This window comes from Paenibacillus campi (assembly GCF_034659835.1).
Lineage (GTDB): Bacteria > Bacillota > Bacilli > Paenibacillales > Paenibacillaceae > Saccharibacillus > Saccharibacillus campi.
Window position 1 is genome coordinate 66,351 of the sequence record NZ_JAXSQZ010000002.1, and the last position, 23,044, is coordinate 89,394.

General features: G+C 47.4%; 17 protein-coding genes. 13 read left to right on the forward strand and 4 right to left on the reverse strand.

Annotated features, from left to right (window positions below):
• Positions 1-225: 225 nt before the first annotated feature.
• On the reverse strand, positions 226-1,365 hold the full coding sequence (locus U1I11_RS05690) for an AI-2E family transporter (RefSeq protein WP_322904618.1): 1,140 nt from the start codon (positions 1,363-1,365) through the stop codon (positions 226-228).
• A gap of 250 nt (positions 1,366-1,615) precedes the next feature.
• Between U1I11_RS05690 and U1I11_RS05695 the strand changes: the two genes are divergently transcribed.
• A complete protein-coding gene (locus U1I11_RS05695) occupies positions 1,616-3,094 on the forward strand; it encodes a polysaccharide deacetylase family protein (protein ID WP_322904619.1) in 1,479 nt (492 codons plus the stop codon).
• 232 nt (positions 3,095-3,326) lie between these two features.
• Here the strand turns inward: U1I11_RS05695 and ilvD are convergent, their stop codons facing one another.
• Both ilvD and U1I11_RS05705 read right to left on the reverse strand, forming a co-directional pair.
• Entirely contained in the window at positions 3,327-5,000 is a 1,674-nt protein-coding gene (ilvD, locus tag U1I11_RS05700) for a dihydroxy-acid dehydratase (protein WP_322905727.1), read from the reverse strand.
• Positions 5,001-5,378: 378 nt separating this feature from the next.
• Positions 5,379-5,627: a general stress protein gene (locus U1I11_RS05705; protein WP_322904621.1), complete on the reverse strand. Its 249-nt coding sequence runs from the start codon at positions 5,625-5,627 to the stop codon at positions 5,379-5,381.
• Between the two features lie 529 nt (positions 5,628-6,156).
• Between U1I11_RS05705 and U1I11_RS05710 the strand changes: the two genes are divergently transcribed.
• From U1I11_RS05710 to U1I11_RS05735, 6 genes are all read left to right on the forward strand, one after another.
• On the forward strand, positions 6,157-7,119 hold the full coding sequence (locus tag U1I11_RS05710) for a sugar kinase (RefSeq protein WP_322904623.1): 963 nt from the start codon (positions 6,157-6,159) through the stop codon (positions 7,117-7,119).
• Positions 7,120-7,200: 81 nt separating this feature from the next.
• Entirely contained in the window at positions 7,201-7,866 is a 666-nt protein-coding gene (locus U1I11_RS05715) for a bifunctional 2-keto-4-hydroxyglutarate aldolase/2-keto-3-deoxy-6-phosphogluconate aldolase (RefSeq protein WP_322904625.1), read from the forward strand.
• 433 nt (positions 7,867-8,299) lie between these two features.
• Entirely contained in the window at positions 8,300-9,118 is an 819-nt protein-coding gene (locus U1I11_RS05720) for an alpha/beta fold hydrolase (RefSeq protein WP_322904627.1), read from the forward strand.
• A gap of 302 nt (positions 9,119-9,420) precedes the next feature.
• A complete protein-coding gene (locus U1I11_RS05725) occupies positions 9,421-10,164 on the forward strand; it encodes an NAD-dependent protein deacylase (RefSeq protein ID WP_322905728.1) in 744 nt (247 codons plus the stop codon).
• Positions 10,165-10,324: 160 nt separating this feature from the next.
• Positions 10,325-11,335 (forward strand): L-glyceraldehyde 3-phosphate reductase, encoded by a 1,011-nt coding sequence (gene mgrA, locus U1I11_RS05730; RefSeq protein ID WP_322904628.1) that lies wholly within the window; start codon positions 10,325-10,327, stop codon positions 11,333-11,335.
• Positions 11,336-11,646: 311 nt separating this feature from the next.
• On the forward strand, positions 11,647-12,711 hold the full coding sequence (locus tag U1I11_RS05735) for an ankyrin repeat domain-containing protein (protein ID WP_322904629.1): 1,065 nt from the start codon (positions 11,647-11,649) through the stop codon (positions 12,709-12,711).
• A gap of 102 nt (positions 12,712-12,813) precedes the next feature.
• Here U1I11_RS05735 and U1I11_RS05740 read toward each other — a convergent pair whose 3' ends face one another.
• Positions 12,814-13,677 (reverse strand): AraC family transcriptional regulator, encoded by an 864-nt coding sequence (locus U1I11_RS05740; RefSeq protein WP_322904631.1) that lies wholly within the window; start codon positions 13,675-13,677, stop codon positions 12,814-12,816.
• A 252-nt stretch (positions 13,678-13,929) separates the two neighbouring features.
• Here U1I11_RS05740 and U1I11_RS05745 point away from each other — a divergent pair, with 252 nt between their 5' ends.
• The 6 genes from U1I11_RS05745 to U1I11_RS05770 all read left to right on the forward strand — a co-directional run bounded on the left by U1I11_RS05745 (position 13,930) and on the right by U1I11_RS05770 (position 22,723).
• Entirely contained in the window at positions 13,930-15,120 is a 1,191-nt protein-coding gene (locus U1I11_RS05745) for a galactokinase (RefSeq protein WP_322904632.1), read from the forward strand.
• 153 nt (positions 15,121-15,273) lie between these two features.
• On the forward strand, positions 15,274-16,266 hold the full coding sequence (gene galE, locus U1I11_RS05750) for a UDP-glucose 4-epimerase GalE (RefSeq protein ID WP_322904633.1): 993 nt from the start codon (positions 15,274-15,276) through the stop codon (positions 16,264-16,266).
• Positions 16,259-17,863, forward strand: a complete 1,605-nt coding sequence (locus U1I11_RS05755; RefSeq protein WP_322904634.1) for a UDP-glucose--hexose-1-phosphate uridylyltransferase — start codon at positions 16,259-16,261, stop codon at positions 17,861-17,863. Before galE ends, U1I11_RS05755 begins: the two co-directional genes overlap by 8 nt.
• A 451-nt stretch (positions 17,864-18,314) precedes the next feature.
• On the forward strand, positions 18,315-19,481 hold the full coding sequence (locus U1I11_RS05760; protein WP_322904635.1) for an iron-containing alcohol dehydrogenase: 1,167 nt from the start codon (positions 18,315-18,317) through the stop codon (positions 19,479-19,481).
• A 460-nt stretch (positions 19,482-19,941) separates the two neighbouring features.
• Complete coding sequence (locus tag U1I11_RS05765; protein WP_322904637.1) at positions 19,942-20,493, forward strand: NfeD family membrane protein; 552 nt, start codon at positions 19,942-19,944, stop codon at positions 20,491-20,493.
• Positions 20,494-21,073: 580 nt separating this feature from the next.
• Positions 21,074-22,723 (forward strand): flotillin family protein, encoded by a 1,650-nt coding sequence (locus U1I11_RS05770; protein WP_322904638.1) that lies wholly within the window; start codon positions 21,074-21,076, stop codon positions 22,721-22,723.
• The last annotated feature ends 321 nt before the right edge of the window (positions 22,724-23,044 follow it).

A 23,044-nucleotide genomic window follows, 5' to 3' on the forward strand; every position in this document is an offset into this window, starting at 1 on the left:
AATAGGCGGCAAATCGTGAGTACGCGCGATACAGCTGTATACAGGCTGTTCGTAAGCTTAGTAAAGGTAGCGTATCGTAATTGGTAGGATGGAACGGTTGCTTTTCATACGTTGCTATATTGTATATACCGGATGGAAGCCGATCGTTTCATAAGCGCAGCTATGCACGACGATCTATTTACCTGTCCATACAAGTGCGAGATACGTTTACAGCGTGTCCGATGTTTAATGTGTCTCTGTGTCAGCCGTACTCATATGATCGACAGGAGGATGCATCGGCTCAAATTCTTCTTTGGGCAAACGAATCCAGCGCTGTAAATAGCCCTGTACAAACAGCTCTTTGAGCAAAATGATCAAAATCGGTGACAACACTAACCCGGCGACACCAAAAATCGATAGCGAGATAATCATCGCAGACAGCATCAAATAAGCAGAGGTGATGCCGATTGAATTACCGGTAATTTTCGGTTCAAGCAGTTGGCGAGTTAGCATAACGACGACCAATACGATTGTCAGTCCAATCGCCAGCCCGGTCTGTCCGACAATAAACAAATATACGATCCACGGAATGAAAATAACCGGTATACCGAGCAGTGGCAAAATATCGAACACGGCGCTAAGAATCGCCAGCGAAAATGCATGATCGACCTGTAAAATGAGCAAGCCGATGTACACCAATACAAAGGTGAGCGAGACCATCATCATTTGTGCCTTAATATAAGCACCGATCGCAAACAACACATGCTTCTTTAAAAACGATGATGCTTGTTTGATCGTATTCGGCGTTTTCTCTGCTGCAATACGGCGCCACAGATCAATCTCGGCACTTAGAAAAAAGGCGAGTACGATGCCGACCGCAAAGCTGCCGATAAATGATGAAAATGTGCCAAGCCAGCCAAGCGCAGCATTAAACAATGTTTTGCCCCACACTGCCAAACCGGCGGTAAAGGTCGCAAAATATTCATTAATTTGCTCGGCTACACCATCAGGCAACGCTTGTAGCTGATTTTGCAAAAAGGTAGTAAATTGTGCAAAATGGTGCTGCACGATCGCCGCATAGCCTGGCAACGCATCGGTGACCTGGCTAATCTGGGCGACAAATACCAAACCTGCTCCAAACAGTGCTCCTAAAATGATCAGTACGAATACAAGTACCGCAATAGCTGAACATGCCATTTTGGGCAAGCCACGCCGTTTTAAAAACATCGCAAACGGCTCAATCATAGCAAAGATAAGCAGGGAAAGAAACACAGGTGCGGCAATGCGGTACAACCAGCTAGACAACAGCAAGACGAGATAAACCGTCAGTACGACGATTCCGATATCGAATGCGGTTCGCCAATACTTTTTATACAATGGCAACATGGAACGTAAAACCCCTTTTTTGTCAAATCGATCACATTCCCTTTTATTTAAGTAACAGGAGGTTATGATAAAATAGTATAGATCGAATCCTGTTAAAAGCCAATATCGGCGTGTAAGATCGAGATAACGATAATACATGCTCTTTTACGACTACATTACAAGCAGCGCATGTTGCTTGCTCCACGTCTGATCGTATAAAAGAATAAACATATCATACTATGTATCGCTGGATAGGGAGCTGAGAGAAGCAATGATGGGACATCTATTTTTATGGTTGCTGTACATATGTTCATTTTATGCGTTTATCCCGGGTTTGATCAGTCGTCTGTTTGGTTATCGGGTATTTCGGCGTGGCAATAGTGAGACGGCGTTCGCATTAACTTTTGACGATGGGCCTGATCCGATTTACACACCGCTATTGCTTGATCTGTTGAAGCGTTACAATGCAAAGGCGACCTTTTTTGTCGTTGGGCGTCATGCGGAATTGTATCCTGACATTGTGCGCCGGATTCATCAGGAAGGGCACCAGATCGGTATCCATAATTATATCCATCGTGCCAACTGGCTGATGTCACCGACAGCCGTACGTCGTCAAATTTATCTGACCCAGCAAATTATTTATCAATTGACCGGCAAACGTCCGATATATTATCGTCCACCGTGGGGCATCGTCAACCAATCCGATTTGTCGCGCCACAGTCATTATGATATCGTGCTCTGGTCTTGTTTGTTTGGCGATTGGCGGAAACGGGTAGGTAGGGAGAAACTCGCTGCTCGTATGCTGCACAAGCTTAGCGGCGGTGAAATTATGCTGCTGCATGATTGTGGCAACACTTGGGGAGCCGACCGCGATGCTCCTGCCGAAATGTTGGCGGCGCTGGAAATTGTGTTACAAGCAGCGCAGCAACGCGGTTTAGAGGCGGTTACAATCGGCACGCTAATGGAAGGAAGCGACTATATGTCCAGACAGAGAAAAGATCGCTCTGCCCGTGAGGGAGAGGATGGCACCAATGTGCGTCGTGCACCGCTAGGTTCGCTCTTGTCACCGTTCAAAAAAGTGCTTATCGGTTTATGGCTAGGCTGGGAAAAGCTATTTCATCGCATGTTTCATTTGCAAAAAACAGGGCCAGGCGGTCTGTTCCATTACAGGCTGCGCGCTTATCACGGCAGACCGTTAGAGCTGGAGTCAGGAGAGTGGTTGGAACGTGGCGATCCGATCATCGAGCTGCATTTTGACAATAAGCAACTGTTCGAGCTGACATCCGGTTCACGTTCTATGATGCAGCTTGCTATTTTGTTCATTCAAGCTGCACGGGAAGATTTTCCGAAGCTGGCTATACAGATGCAGCAGCAGCCAGAGCTAATGCAAGCGCGTGCGCTATATGGTGTAAGTATGATTAATCGTGGCCCGCAGAAGTTCGGGTTTGCCGTACGCGAGCTGCCACAAGGCGTATTCGCCATCTTAACACGCTGGTATTTAAAAATGCTGTTGACGATTATTCACCCGGCAGGTAGTATGCGTTTGAAGGAGCAATCAGATCATCTCATTCCGCGTGCGATGGTCGTGTCTACGGCTGGCTTTATCCAGCGCTATAGCGATCATATGGCAGATGTGGCAAGCGCAGCACAGACGCATGTTACGCGCTCCACAACGACGTTACAGCCTGACAATGCCGCTGTTGCTCAGGATACGCTGGTAAGCACGGATGTGCAGACACAGCCTTCATAAGCGCATAAACATAAGTAAACAGAAGGCAAAGGGGGAAACGATATGCAGCCGTTTACTCCTTTGCCTTTTGCGTATAGCGGATTGTATCTAGAAACGACAATAAAAATAAAGGTGAATGATCCCTTTTATGTATGTATCTATATATTCTATGAAATAAGCTAAAAGCAATCATACGAAAAAGGCGTCCCAATCGCAAGCTGCGATAATAGGACGCCTTTGATGTGGAGACGGATTAGATTTTCATAATGCCGCCCATACTTGCATTCGTAACGAGTTTGGAATAACGTGCCAAATATCCAGTTTTTACTTTTGGCTCGAATTCTTTCCATTCATTTTTACGGCGTTCTGCCAGTTCTTCGTCGCTAACGTGGAGCGTGATATGACGCTCGTTCAAATCCAGCTCGATAATATCGCCATCATGCACGAATGCGATCGGGCCGCCTTCTGCCGCTTCTGGTGAAATATGACCGATACTAATACCGCGCGATGCACCGGAGAAACGTCCGTCTGTGATCAGACCGACTTTCGCCCCGAGACCCATACCGACGATTTGAGACGTTGGTGCGAGCATTTCCGGCATTCCTGGGCCGCCTTTTGGACCTTCATAACGGATAACAACGACATGTCCTTCTTTAACATGACCGTTGGCGATGCCGTACAGCGCATCATCTTGAGAATCAAAACAGATCGCCGGGCCTTTATGGTAGCCACCAACCGACGGATCAACCGCACCGACTTTAATGATCGAACCTTCAGGTGCCAGATTACCGAACAGCACAGCTAGACCGCCGCGTTCGGAGTGTGGGTTATCAATCGCATGAATGACTTCATGATTTTGAATTTCCTGACCTTCGACATTTTCGCGAATCGTTTTGCCTGTAACGGTGATGCAATCTTCATGCAGAGCGCCCGGTTTTTTCAGCAGTTCGTTCAGTACGGCGCTTACGCCACCAGCCAGATGCACATCTTCGATATGCCAGTCTGATGCCGGAGCGAGTTTCGCCAAATGAGGAACACGGTTTGCCACTTCATTGATGCGTTCGATCGGATATTCAAATCCTGCTTCATGTGCCAATGCTAATGTGTGCAATACTGTGTTGGTGGAACCGCCCATCGCCATATCGAGTGCAAATGCGTTATCAATCGCTTTTTCGGTTACGATATCGCGTGGTTTCAGATCAAGTTTGATCAGTTCCATCAATTGTGTAGCCGATTTTCTAACAAAATCACGGCGTTCCGGCGCTACTGCCAAAATCGTTCCGTTACCTGGCAAAGCTAGACCGAGCGCTTCTGCCAGACAGTTCATAGAGTTCGCTGTGAACATACCGGAACATGAACCACAGGTTGGACAACCGAATTGTTCCAGTTCCAGCAATGTTTTGTCATCGATTTTGCCAGCTTGGAATGCACCGACACCTTCAAATACCGAAGTCAGCGAGATCGAACGTCCGGTGCTGTCTTTACCGGCTTTCATCGGACCACCGCTAACAAACAATGTCGGAATGTTCACACGCAGTGCGCCCATCAACATACCCGGTGTGATTTTGTCACAGTTCGGGATACAAACCATACCGTCAAACCAGTGTGCCGATACGACTGTTTCTAGTGAATCTGCGATAATCTCACGGCTTGGCAAAGAATAGCGCATACCGATATGACCCATTGCAATCCCGTCATCGACACCGATTGTATTAAACTCGAACGGTACGCCGCCCGCTTCGCGAATCGCTTCTTTGACGATTTTGCCGAACTCTTGCAAATGCACATGCCCTGGCACGATATCGATGTAGGAGTTACATACAGCGATAAACGGTTTGTCGAAATCTTCTTCCTTAACGCCGGCTGCGCGCAGCAGACTGCGGTGCGGCGCACGATCGAAACCTTTTTTGATCATGTCCGAACGCATTTTGTTTTTTGTGTTGGCTGCCATGGTGTCGGTTTCCCCCCAAATATATAATAGTAGCTTTTTGACTTTAGCGCGGTTGAATAGCAAAGTAAAAAGCTGGAAAAGGCTTGCATAATACAGCAAAAGAGCAAATGAACATACGGCAAATCGCGTTTTGGCATACGGATCAATACGTGTCAACATAGGCTTAAAGGCTAGTATTACACAAAAGTTTTTAATAGAGTCTATCATATGTGTTAGCTTTTTGCCAGCTTATATTATGTAATTGACCGAGAAAAAGACAACAAAAAAGCAGACTCTTTTTGTGCATCATTAAAAGAGTCTACTTTCGATTATAGTAGTGCGGCATTTAATACGCATGCAATCGACGAACGATCGTTAGCGACTGCCGCCCTTGCGACCAATTTCCTTGTAAAAGTCGCGATCATGCGTTTCGGAAGTGGCTTCGCCACCTTTGCGGCCGATCTCTTGGTAAAATTCTTTATCATGATTGCGCGAGGTCGCCTGTCCGCCCTTTTTGCCTATTTGTTGATAAAATTCTTTGCTATGTTTACGGGAAGTAGCCTGACCGCCCATGCGACCGGCTTCTTGGCGGGTCATTTTGCCATTGCTCTTGGTGTTTGCCATAACCATATCACTCCTGTCAGGGTAAGGGTAAAGACTTATTTATGTGATACAAGTAGTTGCTCTTTAATTACCCGGTCTATATAGCATGAAACGAAAATTCCCTAATTTATCCACCTGGCATTTATGTTTGTATAAAACGATAAGGTATGTTATGTCGATATGCCGTGGATAGAAGACGTAATAAGCTCGCTTTGATCGATGTTATCGTTCACTTTGCTTACGACCGATTGGGGGACGCTAGCGCTATCCAAATCGCCAATCTCAGGCTTGTACACCAATCCGTACCGCAGTGGTGGCTATTCTAACATGCCATGTTTGCGTATAGGTGCTAGTAAAAAAGTGCTGCTGACCGTTGCGCTAGTGAGCACGGAACGAAAGCGGATCGCTGCAAGTAAAATCGTAGTGAATAAAATGCACGCATATTCATAAAGTTGTCTCATTGACAAGCACGAAAGCGGTTGCGAAAATGAATAGTATGTGACGTTGAATGACGATGCATAACAAATCACTTGAATCAGGGGGAAAGAACATGAACAATCGGACAGGTTCTCCGGAAGTCGTTACCTTTGGTGAATCGATGGGACTGTTGACGGCGGAAGACTCCCGTGGTCTGGAGTATACTGCACAGCTGCGCAAGTCGTTTGGTGGTGCAGAGGGCAATTTGGCGATCGGTATAGCACGGCTCGGTCATTCGGTTGGATGGTGCGGCAGACTTGGTAATGATTCACTTGGTAATATGATTCAAAAAGCGTTCCGTGGCGAAGGCGTAGATGTGTCACGCTCGATGTTGGTAGACGGGCAATCGACCGGAATTATGGTGCGTGAAACCGTATTTGGCAAATTGGCGGTACACTATTATCGCCGCAATACGGCAGCAAGCCAGATGCAACCGGATGATCTGGACGCCGATTACATCGCTGGTGCACGCATTTTGCATGTGACTGGCATTACTGCGGCGATCAGTCCATCCGGGCTGGCGACCGTAAAGCGAGCGGTGCAGATTGCCAAAGCAGCAGGCGTGAAAGTATCGTTTGATCCGAATATACGGCTAAAACTGTGGACGATTGAAGAAGCGCGTCCAGTATTGTTGGAGCTGGCGGAGCAATGTGATTATTTTCTGCCTGGATTGGATGAACTGCAATTGATATATGATACATCGGATGAAGCGGACATTTTCGCGCGTTTGCGCCAGTTAAAGGCGACCAGTATCGTCAAAGGCGGGCCTGATCTGAACTATGTGGTGGAAAAGGATCGTACGATCGAGGTACCTTATTTCAAGGCGGAGCATATGGTCGATGAAGTTGGGGCTGGCGATGCATTTTGTGCGGGCTTTCTGGCTGGTTTGCTGCGTGGTTATTCCAATGAAGAAGCGGTACGGCTTGGCAATTTGAACGGCTCGTTAGTCATTCAGGCGCTGGGAGATTGGGAAGCGTTACCAACCCATGCCCAGGTGGAAGCACGTTTGAGCAACAAAGTACACGTCAAACGCTAAGATGTAATCGGACAGCATCCCTCAATTAACGTATTGATATGAACATAATACAATTCGTTCCCAATCCCAAGGAGAATTAATATGAAAAAACTGCAAATTTTGCAAAAAATGATGGACTATGGTGTCGTTGCCGTATTGCGTGGTGAATCGGCGGATCAAGTGTTTGCGATGGCGGAACAAGCGATTGCTGGGGGCATTAAAGTGATCGAAGTGACGTTAACGGTGCCTGGTGTACTGCATGCGATCGAAAAATTAAGCCGTATGTATAGCTGGAAATCGGACAAATCCGACAATTTTGCGATTATTGGTGCCGGTACGGTGCTGGAGCCGCAAACAGCGCGTGCAGCGATGATGGCTGGAGCCGAATTTGTCGTCAGTCCATCGCTCAATCCAGAAACGGTAAAAATTTGTAATTTGTATCGTGTACCTGTATTGCCGGGTGTGACGACGCTGGAAGGTGTACAGCATGCGCTTGAACTTGGCGTTGATATCGTAAAGCTGTTCCCAGGCAATCTGTATCAGCCATCGATTATTAAAACGCTGAAAGGCCCGATGCCACAAGCGAATTTTATGCCAACTGGCGGCGTGTCGCTGGACAATTTGGGCGAATGGATCAAAGGCGGTGCCGTCGCTGTCGGAATCGGCTCTGATCTGACGACCGATGCGATCAAAACAGGCGATTTAAGTCTGGTGCGTCAAAAGTCAGAGCAGTATATGAAGGCATATCATGAAGCGAAGCAGAGCTGAAGCCGCATCTCCCCATAACGCTAAATCTATATAAAAGCGATAACATGCAGCAACATGACCGATACAGCGATCGTGATATGCCGTTTTGCACACGTATGCAAAACGAGAGTAATTTGTGATAAAGCGATTGTGATTGCCGATAAAATGGACAAAGTTTCTTCTGACATATTGGAAATGGTATACTAGACATACGAGCGGCCTGTTGTCCTGCGAGGGAGACAGGCTGCTTTGCATCCATTTCGTATCTCTGCTGCTCCGTTCATGAGACAGACGCTGCGGCATATGGATACAGTAACAAAAGGAAGCGTTAGGCACTATGCTTGGTGCCTTAGTTAGCTTGGATTATGAATAGGGCTAGCTAGGTTTAAATCGGGCAAAATGTGAGTCGTATGGCTACAGTGGAGCGCCTAATTGCTTATGGAGGGAGAATACGATGTTTAGACGTAAAACGAGTAGTTTTGGCAGCTACGGAGGTACAAGGCGCAAAAGTCGCGCGCGTACCATCGGCAAAATATTGCTAGTTGTGCTGATTGTACTAGTTATTGCTGCCGGAGCAGCAGCATGGTATGTGCTGACGCCATATGGCCCGACAGCGCAGGCAGAACAGGCGATAACGACGCCAGAGCAAGGTATAACCGTACAAAATACGGACCAATGGATCGCGTTTACACCTGCCAAAACGTCCAAAGTCGGTGTGATCTTATACCAAGGAGCGCGCGTGAAACCAGAAGCGTACAGCCTGCTCGCTAATGATCTCGCTAAAGCGGGGCATCCGGTATACATTATGAAAATGCCGCTTAATTTCGCTTTTTTCAAGCCAGATGCGGCGCAAGCTGTATTGGATAGTCATCCAGAGCAAAAGTTTGTGATCGGTGGTCATTCGCTTGGTGGCGTATTTGCTGCACGTTATGCGGCAGATCATAAAGATCGCATCGCTGGTGTATTTTTCCTCGCTTCTTACCCGGATTCTGACGCGGATTTGGGCAATAGTGGGCTATCGGTACTGTCGATTACCGCCTCCAATGACGGTGTGTTGCAGCGCGACAAATATGAAGCCGCCCGTACGTTGCTGCCGGCGACTACGGTCTATTACAGCATCAAAGGCGGCGATCATGCCCAGTTCGGCAGTTATGGACAGCAAAAGGGCGATAAGCCTGCACAGATTACCGAGCAGGAGCAGCGCAGTCAGACGGTTAATGCACTCGTAAGCTGGATGAAAGATATTCCCGCAACAGCATTCAAGTCCAATTAACTACGCATCATCATACTGCCTGTACTGTTAGGCAGCGCTCTATCGGGTATAGTGTCAAACATAATAAACACCGATAAGTTAACAGCGATCGATCATCGTAGCGGTGTGCGCACACATAAGCGAGCTTGAAGCAGCGTTTTGTACTAGTACAGGTACAGCTGAAACGCTGCTTTTTGCTCGTACAAAGGGTAATATAAAACATAAGCTCAGCAAGTATGAATCATAAGCGATAAACATATCGATATGCATGTAGGGTATACAATATAAGGCTTACACATAATTAACGAACAGGGGGCTATATGATGAACAAAACCGAACAATTGGCACAATGGATACAGCAATCGCAGCGGATTGTATTTTTTGGTGGAGCAGGTACATCGACCGAGAGCGGCATTCCTGATTTTCGTTCGGCACAAGGATTGTATAGTGAAAGTGGGCAGCGTGGTTATACGCCGGAAGAAATGCTCAGTCATCGTTTTTTTGAGCATGAACCAGAGCTGTTTTATGAATTTTATCGTACCCGATTGCTATATCCTAATGCACAGCCTAATCCGGTGCATAAGCTGCTTGCCGAACTGGAGCAAGAAGGGAAGCTAAGTGCGATCATTACACAAAATATCGACGGATTACATCAAAAAGCAGGCAGCCGTTATGTGCTGGAACTGCACGGCTCGGTGCATCGCAATTATTGTATTGATTGTGGGCGCCGTTATTCGTTGGACGATGTGCTTGCTCAGGCAGGCATTCCGCGCTGTCCGCATGATGGTGGCATCATTCGCCCGGATGTAGTGCTATATGGCGAGTCGCTTGATGCGGAAGTGATCGGCAATACAGTGGCAGCGCTTAGCTCCGCCGATTTGCTCATTATTGGTGGTACATCACTGACCGTCTATCCGGCGGCAAGTTTTATTCAATATTTCCGAGGAAATTATACGGTACTGATGAATGCCTCGGCAACCGCACATGATCGCCATGCTGATCTCATTATCACCGAACCGATGGGACAAGTGATGGAGCAGATTCGCCAGCAACGTCAGTCTCAATAAGTAAACGATGCGTCAGCACGGTACCAGAGCGAGCAAGTCGATAACGAAAACAATTGTCATACGCTAAGCGAGCAAATTTATTTGCATAATGATAACGCTTCCGTTATGATTTGTGGGGATATAGATAGCGATTTTATTTACCGGAAAGGTTGGGATGATTGTGGTCTATGTAGCTTCAGAACAACGTTATGACAATATGAAATATAACCGTACCGGACGTTCAGGATTAAAGTTGCCGGCGATTTCACTCGGTCTGTGGCATAATTTTGGCGGTGTACATACGCTGGAAAATTCGCGCGCGATGCTAACACGCGCTTTTGATCTAGGCATTACCCATTTTGATCTGGCGAACAATTACGGGCCGCCACCAGGCTCGGCGGAGGAAACATTCGGTCAAGTGTTGCGTCAAGACTTTGCTCCTTATCGAGATGAGATGGTCATTTCGACCAAAGCCGGTTATTATATGTGGCCAGGCCCGTACGGAGAATGGGGTTCCCGTAAGTATCTCGTCTCCAGTCTGGATCAAAGCTTGAAACGGATGGGACTGGACTATGTTGATATTTTCTATTCGCATCGGTTTGACCCGGATACGCCACTTGAAGAAACGATGTTGGCGCTGGATCATATCGTACGCTCTGGTAAAGCGCTGTATGTAGGCATTTCCAGCTATTCTGCCGAGCAAACACGCGAAGCGGCACGCATTTTAAACGAGCTAGGTACACCGCTCACGATTCACCAGCCACGTTATTCGATGCTGGATCGCTGGATCGAAAACGGTTTGCAAGATGAGCTGGAGACGATCGGCGCAGGCAGCATCGCTTTTTGCCCGTTGGAACAAGGTGTGCTGACGAGCAAATATTTGAATGGCGTGCCGGAAGATTCACGTGCGGCAAGTTCCTCGGTATTCCTCGGCAAAGACCAGATTACACCGGAAACGGTACGTAAAGTGCGCGCACTCAATCAAGTCGCTGCCGCGCGTGGTCAAAGTTTGGCACAAATGGCGCTGGCATGGGTGCTGCGTAACGGAAAAGTCACCTCCGCGCTGATCGGTGCCAGCCGCGTATCGCAAATTGAGGAAAATATCGCTGCACTGGACAACTTGGAATTTTCCGCTGAAGAATTGCAGCGGATTGAAACGATTTTGAAAGCTGCTGCTGAGCATTCGGAATAAGGTGAAGCAGGTGTGAATTGTTGCAGTTGGGGATGTTGCGCTAGTAGCGCAATGTAGGATGATATTAAGCTTGTTTACTAAGAGGTCAGAATGGGAATATACCTGTCTTAAGTGAGATCAAGAGCAATCATTCGCTTTGTTGTGAAAACCGTGTTCGTGTCTATATTGCAACTGAACTGTATAGCCCGATCTGTTATGCGCCTGCTGAGGTGCCTTTCGGATAGGGCTATTTTGTTATAGATTGTATTTTTTAGTGCAAACAAGGACAATAGAAACAGGAACTGCAGCAGCATATGAAGGAGGCAAACAGAATGTATAACATCAAAGGTATAGGCAAATACAAGCAACTGCCTGAATTGGCTATGTTAATCTATGAGGGACAGCTGCAACAGTTGCGCGATGCTTGGGCAGCAGGTGAGCATACCGATGTGAATCGACCGTTTGAACGTATCGGGTTAACACCGTTGGAGCTTGCTTTGATCATGTGTCAGAGCGGTATGGTGGAAGCATTGTTAGAGCAGGGGGCAGAGCTTAACGATCGCCAACATCCTTCTATGTTGACTGCGGTAGAGTATGCGAGTGAGCAAGATATACGTAGGCTATATGCGGCAGGCGCAAAGATGGAACTACGAAATCACTTGAATTCGAATGTGTACGATAGGGCTTACTATGGCAAAAAACAGCATATTCCGCTTATCCATGAGCTGGGATTTGATATTTGTGAGCATGCGGGAGCGGTACTACGAACAGCAGTCATGGATTATGATCTCAAAATGATCGAGTATTTGCTGGAGCAAGGTGTAAATATTAATTATAACGAGCCTAATCAAGTTTTTCCTCATCGATCGACTCCACTCACCGTAGCGGTAAGATATGGACATGATAAGATTGCCCGTTATTTGATTGAGCATGGTGCAGATGTGACGATTGGCGAAACCGATGGTGAACGAGCGTATACGATTGCACTTACCCGAAAAAATGCAGAGTTGGCAGCCTATATTCAAAGTTTGGAGCCACCGGAATTTCATGATTTGAGCAACAAACTGCATGCTTTGCGAAATTATAAGCTGCCAGCGGCGCTGATCGAAGCGCTTAGCGGTGATGAGCCGCTTGTAGTGATGTCATCGGAGCATGCGTATCATGTTGGCAGGATCGAATTTTTTAAGCTCATCGATACGATCGAGATGAAGATAGGACGTACTCGGTTATTACGGCTGTCTGCTCAAGTCGATCCATATGGAGATTTATATATCGTCTGGCATCCAGCTTCACGCCGAATCGGCGCTTACGATGTGGAGCATCAAGAGTACCATTCACTTGCCAGTTGGAACGACTTTATCGCCAATCCACTGGTAGCATTGGAGCAAGTATGGTGAACGGTCGAGTGGATATTTTTCAACCGATATTGATTTGTACGATATTGATTCGCACCGGTGCTGAACTGTAGCTAACCTCGGATAATAAAAATCCGCTCACCTTTAACCCGGCGGCTGAATCGAAATGCGATACTGACTAGGCGATACGCCATAAAAGCGGCGGAATTGTTTGGAAAAATACAGTGCATCTGTTAATCCGACTGAAGCGGCAATTTGCTGGGTGGACAACTCCGGGCGTTCGCGCAGTAGCTGGCGCGCTTTATCGATACGCAGCTTAAGCAAATAGGTGACCGGTGTCATCCCGGTTTCTTTTTTGAAAATGCGCGACATATACGCACGGTTATAACCGATGCTGCTGCACATATGTTCAATTGAGACGGGATGCGCATATTGGCTGGACATATAGTGGATCATCTGTTTGACCGTCCGGCGTGTTACCGATTCCGCGCCTGGTAGCGCCGCTTGCTGAGTTAATTGCTCACTTGCCGCTGCCATAATAAGGTGCAGATAGCCGAGTGCTGCCAGATCGGAACTGTCTTTTTGCGTATAAAAAGCTTGTAGCATCGCGCCCAAATAAGTGCCAATCTCGCTTGAACCCAGTTGCTGGCTACGTCGCGCCACAGAAGCGTCTGCACGAAAACCTGCCTGTTGCACTAGCTCATCTGCCTGTTCACCAGCAAAAGCGACCCAATGATAATGCCACGGCTGTTGCTGATCCGATACATAGCTAACGAGTTGTCCTGGATGAATGAGAAAGGAATCGCCGCTGCTGAGCTTATATGTACGATCTTCGGTAATAAACTGACCACGCCCCTCTGCTACATAATGGTACAAATAATAATCATAAATTTTCGGCCCAAGTCGATGAGCCGGAGCCGTCTGACTTTCTCCGGTGAATAACACATACAGTGAACCGGAAGCATGAAAAACCGGATTCGGTGCGACCTGATAAAATTTATGTTGCATCGCAAACTGCCTCCTTTATAGGTGAGAGTGAATAAAGTTGGGATGGTCTTGGCTGTAATTCATTCGAATGTTCATCGGCTCGTCATACTAAGTTGATATCATTATACAATTCCGAAGTCACATTTATCCATATAAACAGCACATCTGTTCATTACGCAAATTAACGTTTTCAGGCTATACTACTATCAGAACGAAGCAAGATGAATGACGGACATAACCGATGAATATGGATGAATAAGGTGGAATTGACTCATGGATCAGCAACAGATGAAACAGGCATTTATAAATAAATACGGTGCAGGCGGCGACATTCGTGTCTTTCATGCCCCTGGTCGCGTCAATCTAATTGGCGAACATATCGATTACAATGGCGGCTATGTGCTGCCAGCTGCATTGGAATTCGGAACAGCGCTTGCTATTCGCGCCAATACGGACGGATGGATTCGACTCGCTTCGGTTAATTTTCCGGAGCTGGAAGGACAGTTTAGCGTAGATTCCATCGGCAATGAACGTACAGGCAAATGGATGGATTATCCACTTGGTGTTATGACGGTACTCAAGCAAACAGGAACACAGCTTACGAGCGGCTACGATCTACTGTTCTTCGGTAATATCCCGAATGGCTCTGGACTTTCGTCTTCCGCTTCGATCGAAGTCGTGACCGGTTATGCGGTGCTCAGTATGGAGCAAGGTCACATTGATACTGTTGGGATTGCTGTACTTGCCCAGCAGGCGGAAAACGAATTTGTCGGTGTCAACTGCGGCATTATGGATCAATTTGCCGTTGCCAATGGACTGAAAGATCATGCGATTTTGCTGATGTGTGATACGCTCACATATAAACATGTGCCTTTTCGCACCGGGCAGTATCGGATCGTGATCGGCAATACAAACAAACGTCGCGGCTTGGTCGATTCCAAGTACAATGAACGTCGTTCCCAGTGTGAAGCTGCAGTGACCGCTTTGCAGCCATATGTGGACAATCTGAATTATTTGGCACAGCTAACGCCGGAGCAATTTAAGCTGCTGCAAGAGCAAATTACAGATCGTGTCGTACGTGAGCGCGCCCGACATGTCATTGAGGAAAATGCACGTGTGCTGTTATCTACACAGGCTTTGCAAGACGATGATCTGCTGCGTTTCGGTCAACTAATGAACGATTCGCACGAATCGCTACGCGATCTGTACGAAGTGAGTTGTACGGAGCTGGATGTGATGGTTGAAGAAGCGCGCCGTATTTCCGGTACGATCGGCTCGCGTATGACCGGCGCAGGTTTTGGTGGCTGCACCGTATCGCTCGTACACGAAGACGCGGTGGGGACGTTCCTGACGGAAGTGGGAGCTGCCTATGAAGCACGCACCGGCTTGAAGGCAGACTTTTATGTCTGCTCGGCTGGCGATGGCGTGACGGAATGGCAATCATCGCAAAACGTACACATATAGGAGCGCATCCACAGTAACGGATGCAAGGAGAGAACGGAACGGATTACAAGTATGCCGGTCATACGGTATGCTCTATAGAGACAGACATAAACCGAAGCTTAGCGGGCAATACATGTCATCGTACACATCATAATGGAGCAGGAGGAAATAACAATGGCTATTTTGGTAACAGGTGGAGCAGGCTATATCGGATCACATACGGTGGCAGAACTGCTGGAGCGCGGCGAAGATGTAGTCGTGATCGATAATTTGCTAACAGGACATCGTGCAGCGGTGCTAGGCGGCAATTTTTACGAAGGCGATCTGCGTGATAAAGCGTTGTTAGCACGTATTTTTGCGGAAAATAACATTACAGCTGTCATTCACTTCGCCGCTAGCTCACTCGTAGGCGAAAGTATGCAAAACCCTGCCAAATACTACGACAACAACGTCTACGGAGCGATGTGTCTGCTTGAAGAAATGAACAAAGCAGGCGTGAACAATATCGTATTTTCCTCCACGGCGGCAACATACGGCGAGCCGGACAAAGTGCCGATCGAAGAAACAGATCGCACCGAGCCAGCGAACGTCTACGGTGAAACAAAGCTGGTGATGGAACGCATGATGTCCTGGTTTGATAAAGCACACGGTATTCGCTATGTCGCCCTACGTTATTTTAATGCAGCAGGTGCACATGCTAGCGGCAAAATTGGTGAAGATCATCGTCCGGAGTCGCATCTGGTGCCACTCGTGCTGCAAACCGCGCTCGGACAGCGCCCACACATCTCCGTGTTCGGTGACGATTATCCGACAGAGGACGGCACCTGTGTGCGTGACTATATCCATGTAAGTGATTTGGCGGATGCCCATCTGAAAGCGGTAGAGTATCTTGCTGATGGCGGCGCAAGCAGTGCCTTTAACCTCGGTAACGGTCAAGGCTTCTCTGTCAAACAAGTGATCGAAACCGCGAAAAAAGTAACCGGCCGCGATATTCCAGCCGTGATCGAGCCGCGCCGTAGCGGTGACCCGGCTGTACTTGTAGCGTCTTCCGCCAAAGCGCGCTCCGTGCTCGGCTGGACGCCACAACATGACAGTTTGGAAAATATTATCGCCAGCGCCTGGCAATGGCATGAATCGAAACCGCAAGGATATGACAGCCATGAATAATCCGACGCGTACGACCGAACAAAGCGCGGCATTGCTGGCTATCGATGAACTGGTCAAATTCGCGTTTGACAAACAATTGCTTAAAGTTGCCGATCTGGATTATGGTCGCAATCTGCTGCTTAGTAAATTCCGTTTTGATGAGCCATACGATGCTAATGTGCCACTGCTGGCAAGTGTTGATCAAGGCGAGCCTGCCGCTTCACCACAGCCGATGATCGATAGTATCATTGATTATGCGTACAGTATCGGCATGTTGCCGGAAAATACCGATACGTACCGCGATTTGCTGGATGCGGAAATTATGGGGCTGTTAATGGCGCGTCCATCCGAAGTGACCGCCGATTTCTTTGATACGCTCGATCGTGAAGGGATCGAATCGGCAACGGATCAGTTTTACCAGCTATCGATCCATTCCAACTACATCCGTATGGATCGGGTAGCCAAAAATGTATATTGGAAACAGCCAAGCGACTATGGCGAACTGGAAATGACGATCAATTTGTCCAAGCCGGAGAAAACGTCAGCTGAAATCGCCCAAGCGAAACTGCTGCCACCGCCATCGTATCCAAAATGCTTGTTATGCCGCGAAAATGTCGGTTACGCCGGACGAATTAACCATCCAGCACGTCAAAACTTGCGCGTCATTCCGCTTATGTTGAGCGGTGAAGCATGGTTTCTACAATATTCGCCTTATGTGTATTACAACGAGCATTGTATCGTATTCCATCATGATCATGTGCCAATGCAGCTTACGAAGCATACATTCCGTCGTTTGCTCGATTTTGTCGGTGAATTTCCGCATTATTTTCTCGGCTCTAATGCCGATCTGCCGATCGTCGGTGGCTCGATTTTGACCCATGATCATTTCCAGGGTGGTCGTCATACCTTCCCGATCGAAAACGCTGCGGTTGAACAGACGTATCGTCATCAACAGCATGAAGACATTACACTGGAGCTTGTCAATTGGCCGATGTCTGTCATTCGTTTGCGTGCTGCCAACGATACATTGCTGCTGGAAACGGCTAACGATATGTATGAAGCATGGAAAGTGTACAGCGATACCGAAGTGGATATTGTCGCTTCCACACTGGATGCAGACGGCAATCCGGTACGCCACAATACGGTCACTCCAATCGTTCGTCGCCGTGGTGAGCAATACGAGATGGACTTGGTGCTGCGCAACAATCGTACGAACGAGCAGCATCCGGACGGTATTTTCCATCCGCATCGCGAAATGCACCATATTAAACGTGAAAATATCGGGCTGATCGAAGTGATGGGGCTGGCGATTTTGCCGGGGCGTTTAAAAGATGAACTGGATCAAATCGCGTCCATTCTAGCAGGCAATACCGTATTGCTGGATGAACTGCGCACGGTGGCGGATCATAAGCTGATTCATCATCTGGAATGGGCAGAACAGTTAGTCACGCAGTACGGCACCGAGCTGGAGCAGGATGCAGCGATAGCGATCATTCAAGATCAAGTCGGCAGCAAATTTGCCGAAATTTTGGAACATGCTGGCGTTTACAAAAAAGATGAAGCAGGTCGCGCTGGCTTCCAGCGGTTTATTGAAAGTGCTGGCTATCGGTTGAAATGAACGATTGAGTATCCTATTGCGTAATGAACAATAACACCAATAACACAAAAGTCATGCTGCGATCCCAACATAGCCGCAGCGTGACTTTTTGTGCTGGCTGAGATCAAAACGAATATGGAAGTGAAACGGAATTGATTTAAAATGAATAGATAAGTTTATTAAAATATAATTGTTTGAAATTTTTTGGGAAAGTATAGGATGGGTAGTATTATGCAAATTTTGCGTACTGTATATTGCGTATAATGAATGACCAATTGTTGTGCCACATTACGTATAGGTAAAAATGGGCACATGTAATTTGTAGGCATCAAATATACCAGAATCGGGATCAGCTTGTAACTTTAGATAAAGTTATATCCACATTTTGATTTTGACCGTTTACAGTATATAATTGTAAAGGGCTAAGAAACAGTAACTAACTTATCGCTCTGCGAAGGAGGCTTTTTTCAAGATGAAATCTTTTGAATTTTATAATCCAACTCGCCTGATTTTTGGTAAAGGCCAACTGGAAACATTACCACGTGAAGTTTCAAAATACGGCAAAAATGTACTGCTCGTCTACGGCGGCGGCAGCATCCAACGTTCCGGTCTGTACGATCAAGTCATTGCCCAACTAAATGAAGCTGGTGCCCATGTAACCGAGCTGGCAGGTGTGGAACCTAACCCGCGTCTGACGACGGTACACAAAGGGGTAGAGCTGTGCAAAACAAACAACATCGACCTGGTGCTTGCGGTTGGCGGCGGTAGTGTAATCGACTGCGCCAAAGCGATCATCGTCGGTGCCAAATATGATGGAGACGTATGGGAGATCATCGAGCGTAAAGCGGCTGCGACTGACGCATTGCCACTCGGCGTCGTGCTGACGATGGCGGCGACCGGCTCCGAAATGAACTCCGGTTCGGTCATTACGAATATGGATACACAGGAAAAATTAGGCTGGGGTAGCGCCTACTCGTTCCCAGCGTTTTCTATTTTGGACCCTGAGTTCACCTATTCTCTGCCCAAAGACCAAACTGTATACGGAATCGTAGATATGATGTCGCACGTACTGGAAACGTACTTCCACCCGGAAGAAAACACACCGGTGCAAGACGGCTCCTGTGAATCGGTACTGCGCGCCGTAATCGAAGCGGCGCCAGGGCTAATGAATGATCTGGAAAACTTCGAGCTGCGTTCCACGATTATGTATTCCGGCACGATGGCGCTGAATGGCGTACTGAGTATGGGCGTAACCGGCGACTGGGCGACACATAATATCGAGCATGCCGTATCAGCTGTGTATGATATTCCACACGGTGGTGGTCTGGCTATCCTGTTCCCAAACTGGATGCAGTACAACCTGAAAGTGAATCCGGCACGTTTTGCCAAGCTGGCGGTAAACGTATTCCATGTTGATCCGGCAGGCAAATCCGATGAGCAAGTCGGTGCAGAAGGTATCCAAGCATTGCGCGATTTCTGGAAATCGATCGGCGCACCTAGCCGTCTGGCAGACTACGATATCGACGATAGCCAAATCGACGTCATGGTCGAAAAAACACTTAAATTCGGTCCATCCTTCGGCAATTTCGCCAAGCTGAAAGCGGATGATGTGCGCGAAATTTACCGTATGTCGCTGTAATGACAGAGGATGAGTGTCAACATCGGTATGAACCTATAATAGAGTATGATTACTGTAGTCATGGATAGCTACTGTTATACTGTGTAAAGGTATAATTAGCAGGATCACATAATCTGACAATGCTACCGTGCTCCAAGCCTGTTCAGTTTATATCGGGTGGACATCGTTGTTGGACTAGCGATCAGTCTAATTTTAAAATAAAAGCGGTCTGCTCTTACTTCATGTAAGTGGCAGATCGCTTTTTTGGGATGGATCGAGTGTAATCTGCTCATTACAATATTTATCCTTCTTTCATATAAAATTGGATAAATTTATATAAATATGAAACCAATATCGTTTGTATACGTAATTATAGATATATCGCCATTTTCTGCTTATTATGCAATCTATTAAGTGGCAGTATTGGTTGCATCGTATCGTTGCATGATCACAGCAATAAACAGAAAGGAGTTACACCGTTATGGAAACGCTATATTGGGCGTGTCTCCTGATCGGAGCGGTTTATGCGTTGTTCAGTCTTGTATTTGGTGACTGGCTGGGAGATATGTTAGGCGGTTTAGAGTTGCCAGGTGTTGATTTTGTTAAGCCGATCGTGTTGGCTGGTACAGTGACGGTATTTGGCGGGGCAGGTATTATTTTGGACAAATATACGACACTATCTACAGCGATTGTGCTCGTATTTTCGCTGGCAGCAGGTATACTCGGCGCTGTGCTCGTCTTTTTCGCTTATATTAAGCCAATGGAGCATAGTGAAGTATCGACAGGCTATTCAATCCGTGAGCTAGTTGGCAAAATCGGTGAAATTACGATCCCGGTGCCGGAGATTGGCTACGGCGAAGTGATGGTTCGTCTGTCAGGCGGCAATGTCGTGCATATCGCTTCCAGCTTTGATCGCTCGCTGATCGCGGCTGGCGTACGCGTCGTCATTATCGAGGAGCAAGACGGCATACTGGCGGTGGCGGAATTTGAGCCTAAGCCAGCGTTGTCATCGTCATCATCGCTACATCAATAAACAAAAGCGATGCCGATAGGAACAGGCGAAAGCTTAAATTAAAGCACAGATGGAAGCGCAGACACTAGACCATAATAGCTTTTCATCCGCGTCTATACAGACTGGAATCGATACTGCGCTAGCGGCTAAGCTTAGGCTTCGGCTAGATCGTAGCTTTTCCATCAGGTGCAGGCTACTTTGCCACCAGTTGCCCACAGCAGGCTTCAAACTATATCGTAGCTTTTCGCTGAACCGGAACGGCTTTGACCGTGTTGTAAATAAGTATATACATAGCCGTTCATCATTTCTGTTTGTCCTTGTCCCAACTAATAAGTAGGCAGAATGGCGATATTTCATTAGGGCGTATAGGCAAACTCGTACATTGTGAACCGCAGTTACGGCTGCTCCAACACGCTAATTTTGCGTATACGTTTTAGTACATTGACCGCGTTAAATAAGCAGTTTGATCGTGCATAGTATTGATATTCTCCTGCTACAATCCCAATGTGTTTTGCATAAGATGTAGTCAATCAGACATTGAATCTAAGCTGGTCAAGCTGCTAGCAAGTCGAACTCAAATGAGCGAAAAGGGGAGAATGCGATGACATTTATAAATGAAGCTGTAATCGTGGCGGTAGTTGTAATTGTTGTGCTCGTTATGCTTGGGATTACGTTTTGGGCGCGTTACAAAACGGTAAGTACCGATGAAGCGATGGTCGTCACCGGTTCATTTCTCGGCAGCAAAAACATTTCCGATGATGGCTCTGGACGTAAAATCAAAATCGTCCGCGGCGGTGGTGCTTTTATTTGGCCGATCTTTCAAAAGGCGGAGTTTCTATCCTTGCTGTCACATAAGCTTGATGTGACCACACCGGAAGTGTATACCGAGCAAGGGGTGCCGGTCATGGCGGACGGAGTAGCGATTATTAAAATCGGCAGCTCGGTCGAAGATGTAGCAACAGCGGCAGAGCAGTTTATGGGCAAGCCGATCCAGGCGCTGCAAAGCGAAGCACAGGAAGTGTTGGAAGGGCATCTGCGCTCGATTATGGGCTCGATGACGGTGGAGGAAGTGTACCGTAACCGTGATCGTTTTGCCCAAGAAGTACAAAGCGTAGCCGCTCGCGATCTGAAAAAGATGGGGCTGCAAATCGTCTCGTTTACGATCAAAGATGTGCGCGACAAACATGGTTATTTGGAAGCGCTCGGTAAACCGCGGATTGCGATGGTCAAACGCGATGCCGAAATTGCTGAAGCTGAAGCAGTACGTGATTCCCGTATTCAAAAAGCACAGGCAGAGCAAGAAGGGCAGAAGGCAGAGCTGCTGCGCGATACGAATATCGCTGAAGCCGAGAAGGAAAAAGAACTGAAAATCGCTGCCTTCAAAAAAGATCAAGATACCGCCCGCGCCGAAGCCGATCAAGCCTACCATATTCAGGAAGCTAAAGCAAAGCAGATTATGATGGAAGAACAGATGAAAATTGAACTCGTCCGCAAAGAGCGCGAGATCGATCTCAAAGAACGCGAAATTACGGTCAGTGAGAAACAATACGATGCACAGGTGAAAAAGAAAGCCGAAGCCGACCGCTTTGCGGTTGAACAAGCTGCCGAAGCGGACAAAGCACGTAAAATGCGCGAAGCGGAAGCACGCCAATATTCGATCGAAACCGAAGCGAAAGCGTCTGCCGAACAGCAGCGTCTTGCCGGTCTGGCGGTCGCTGAAGTAGAGCGTGCACAAGGTACAGCCGCAGCCGATGTGATCCGTCTGCGCGGTCTTGCCGAAGCGGAAGCAAAACAAAAGCTGGCAGAAGCATTCGAAAACTACGGTCAGGCAGCGATCCTCGACATTGTGGCGAATATGCTGCCAGAGCTTGCCGGCAAAATCGCCAGCCCGCTCAGCAGTATCGATAAGCTGACCGTCGTTGATACCGGCAAAGGTGACAGCGGCGGTGCAGCACGTGTGAGCAGCTATGTGACCGAATTGATGGCAACTGCACCTGATATGCTGAAAAGCGTCTCCGGTCTTGATTTGGAGTCGATGATCAAAAATTTTACCGGTCAAGCTGCCGCTACAGACACAGCTGCTGCGGGTCACACGAGCGGCATGAAAACGACAGCTTCTACGACACGCACCGAATTGCTAGATATGTTGACTGTTGAGCCGGTCGATGTCACATTGCCAACCGAGCCGCAGCGAATGGACGATCAGCCGCTGGATGCACCGACTACGATAAATATGGTGGACACTAAATAATGTTCCATTCATACGTACCTTTCCATGTGAGCTTGGAATCGAAAATCGGACGAGTTACTAAATCATGTTCTATCCATACGTACTTGCCAGCGTCATCGGTGTTACAAAGTAGATCGTATGATCTATAATCCACTATGCACGTAAGCTTCATGCTGTCGAACTGCGCGTTAAGCTTCCAGTGTATAGTACACAACCAGAAACGATTAATGGATTGCCTATTTGTGTACCTAATAGACTATAAACAAGACAATAAAGATGATTTTTTCTGTCTTCAATGAACTCCTACTCATAATCAGCTAGCAGAGCCAGCATACAAATGAT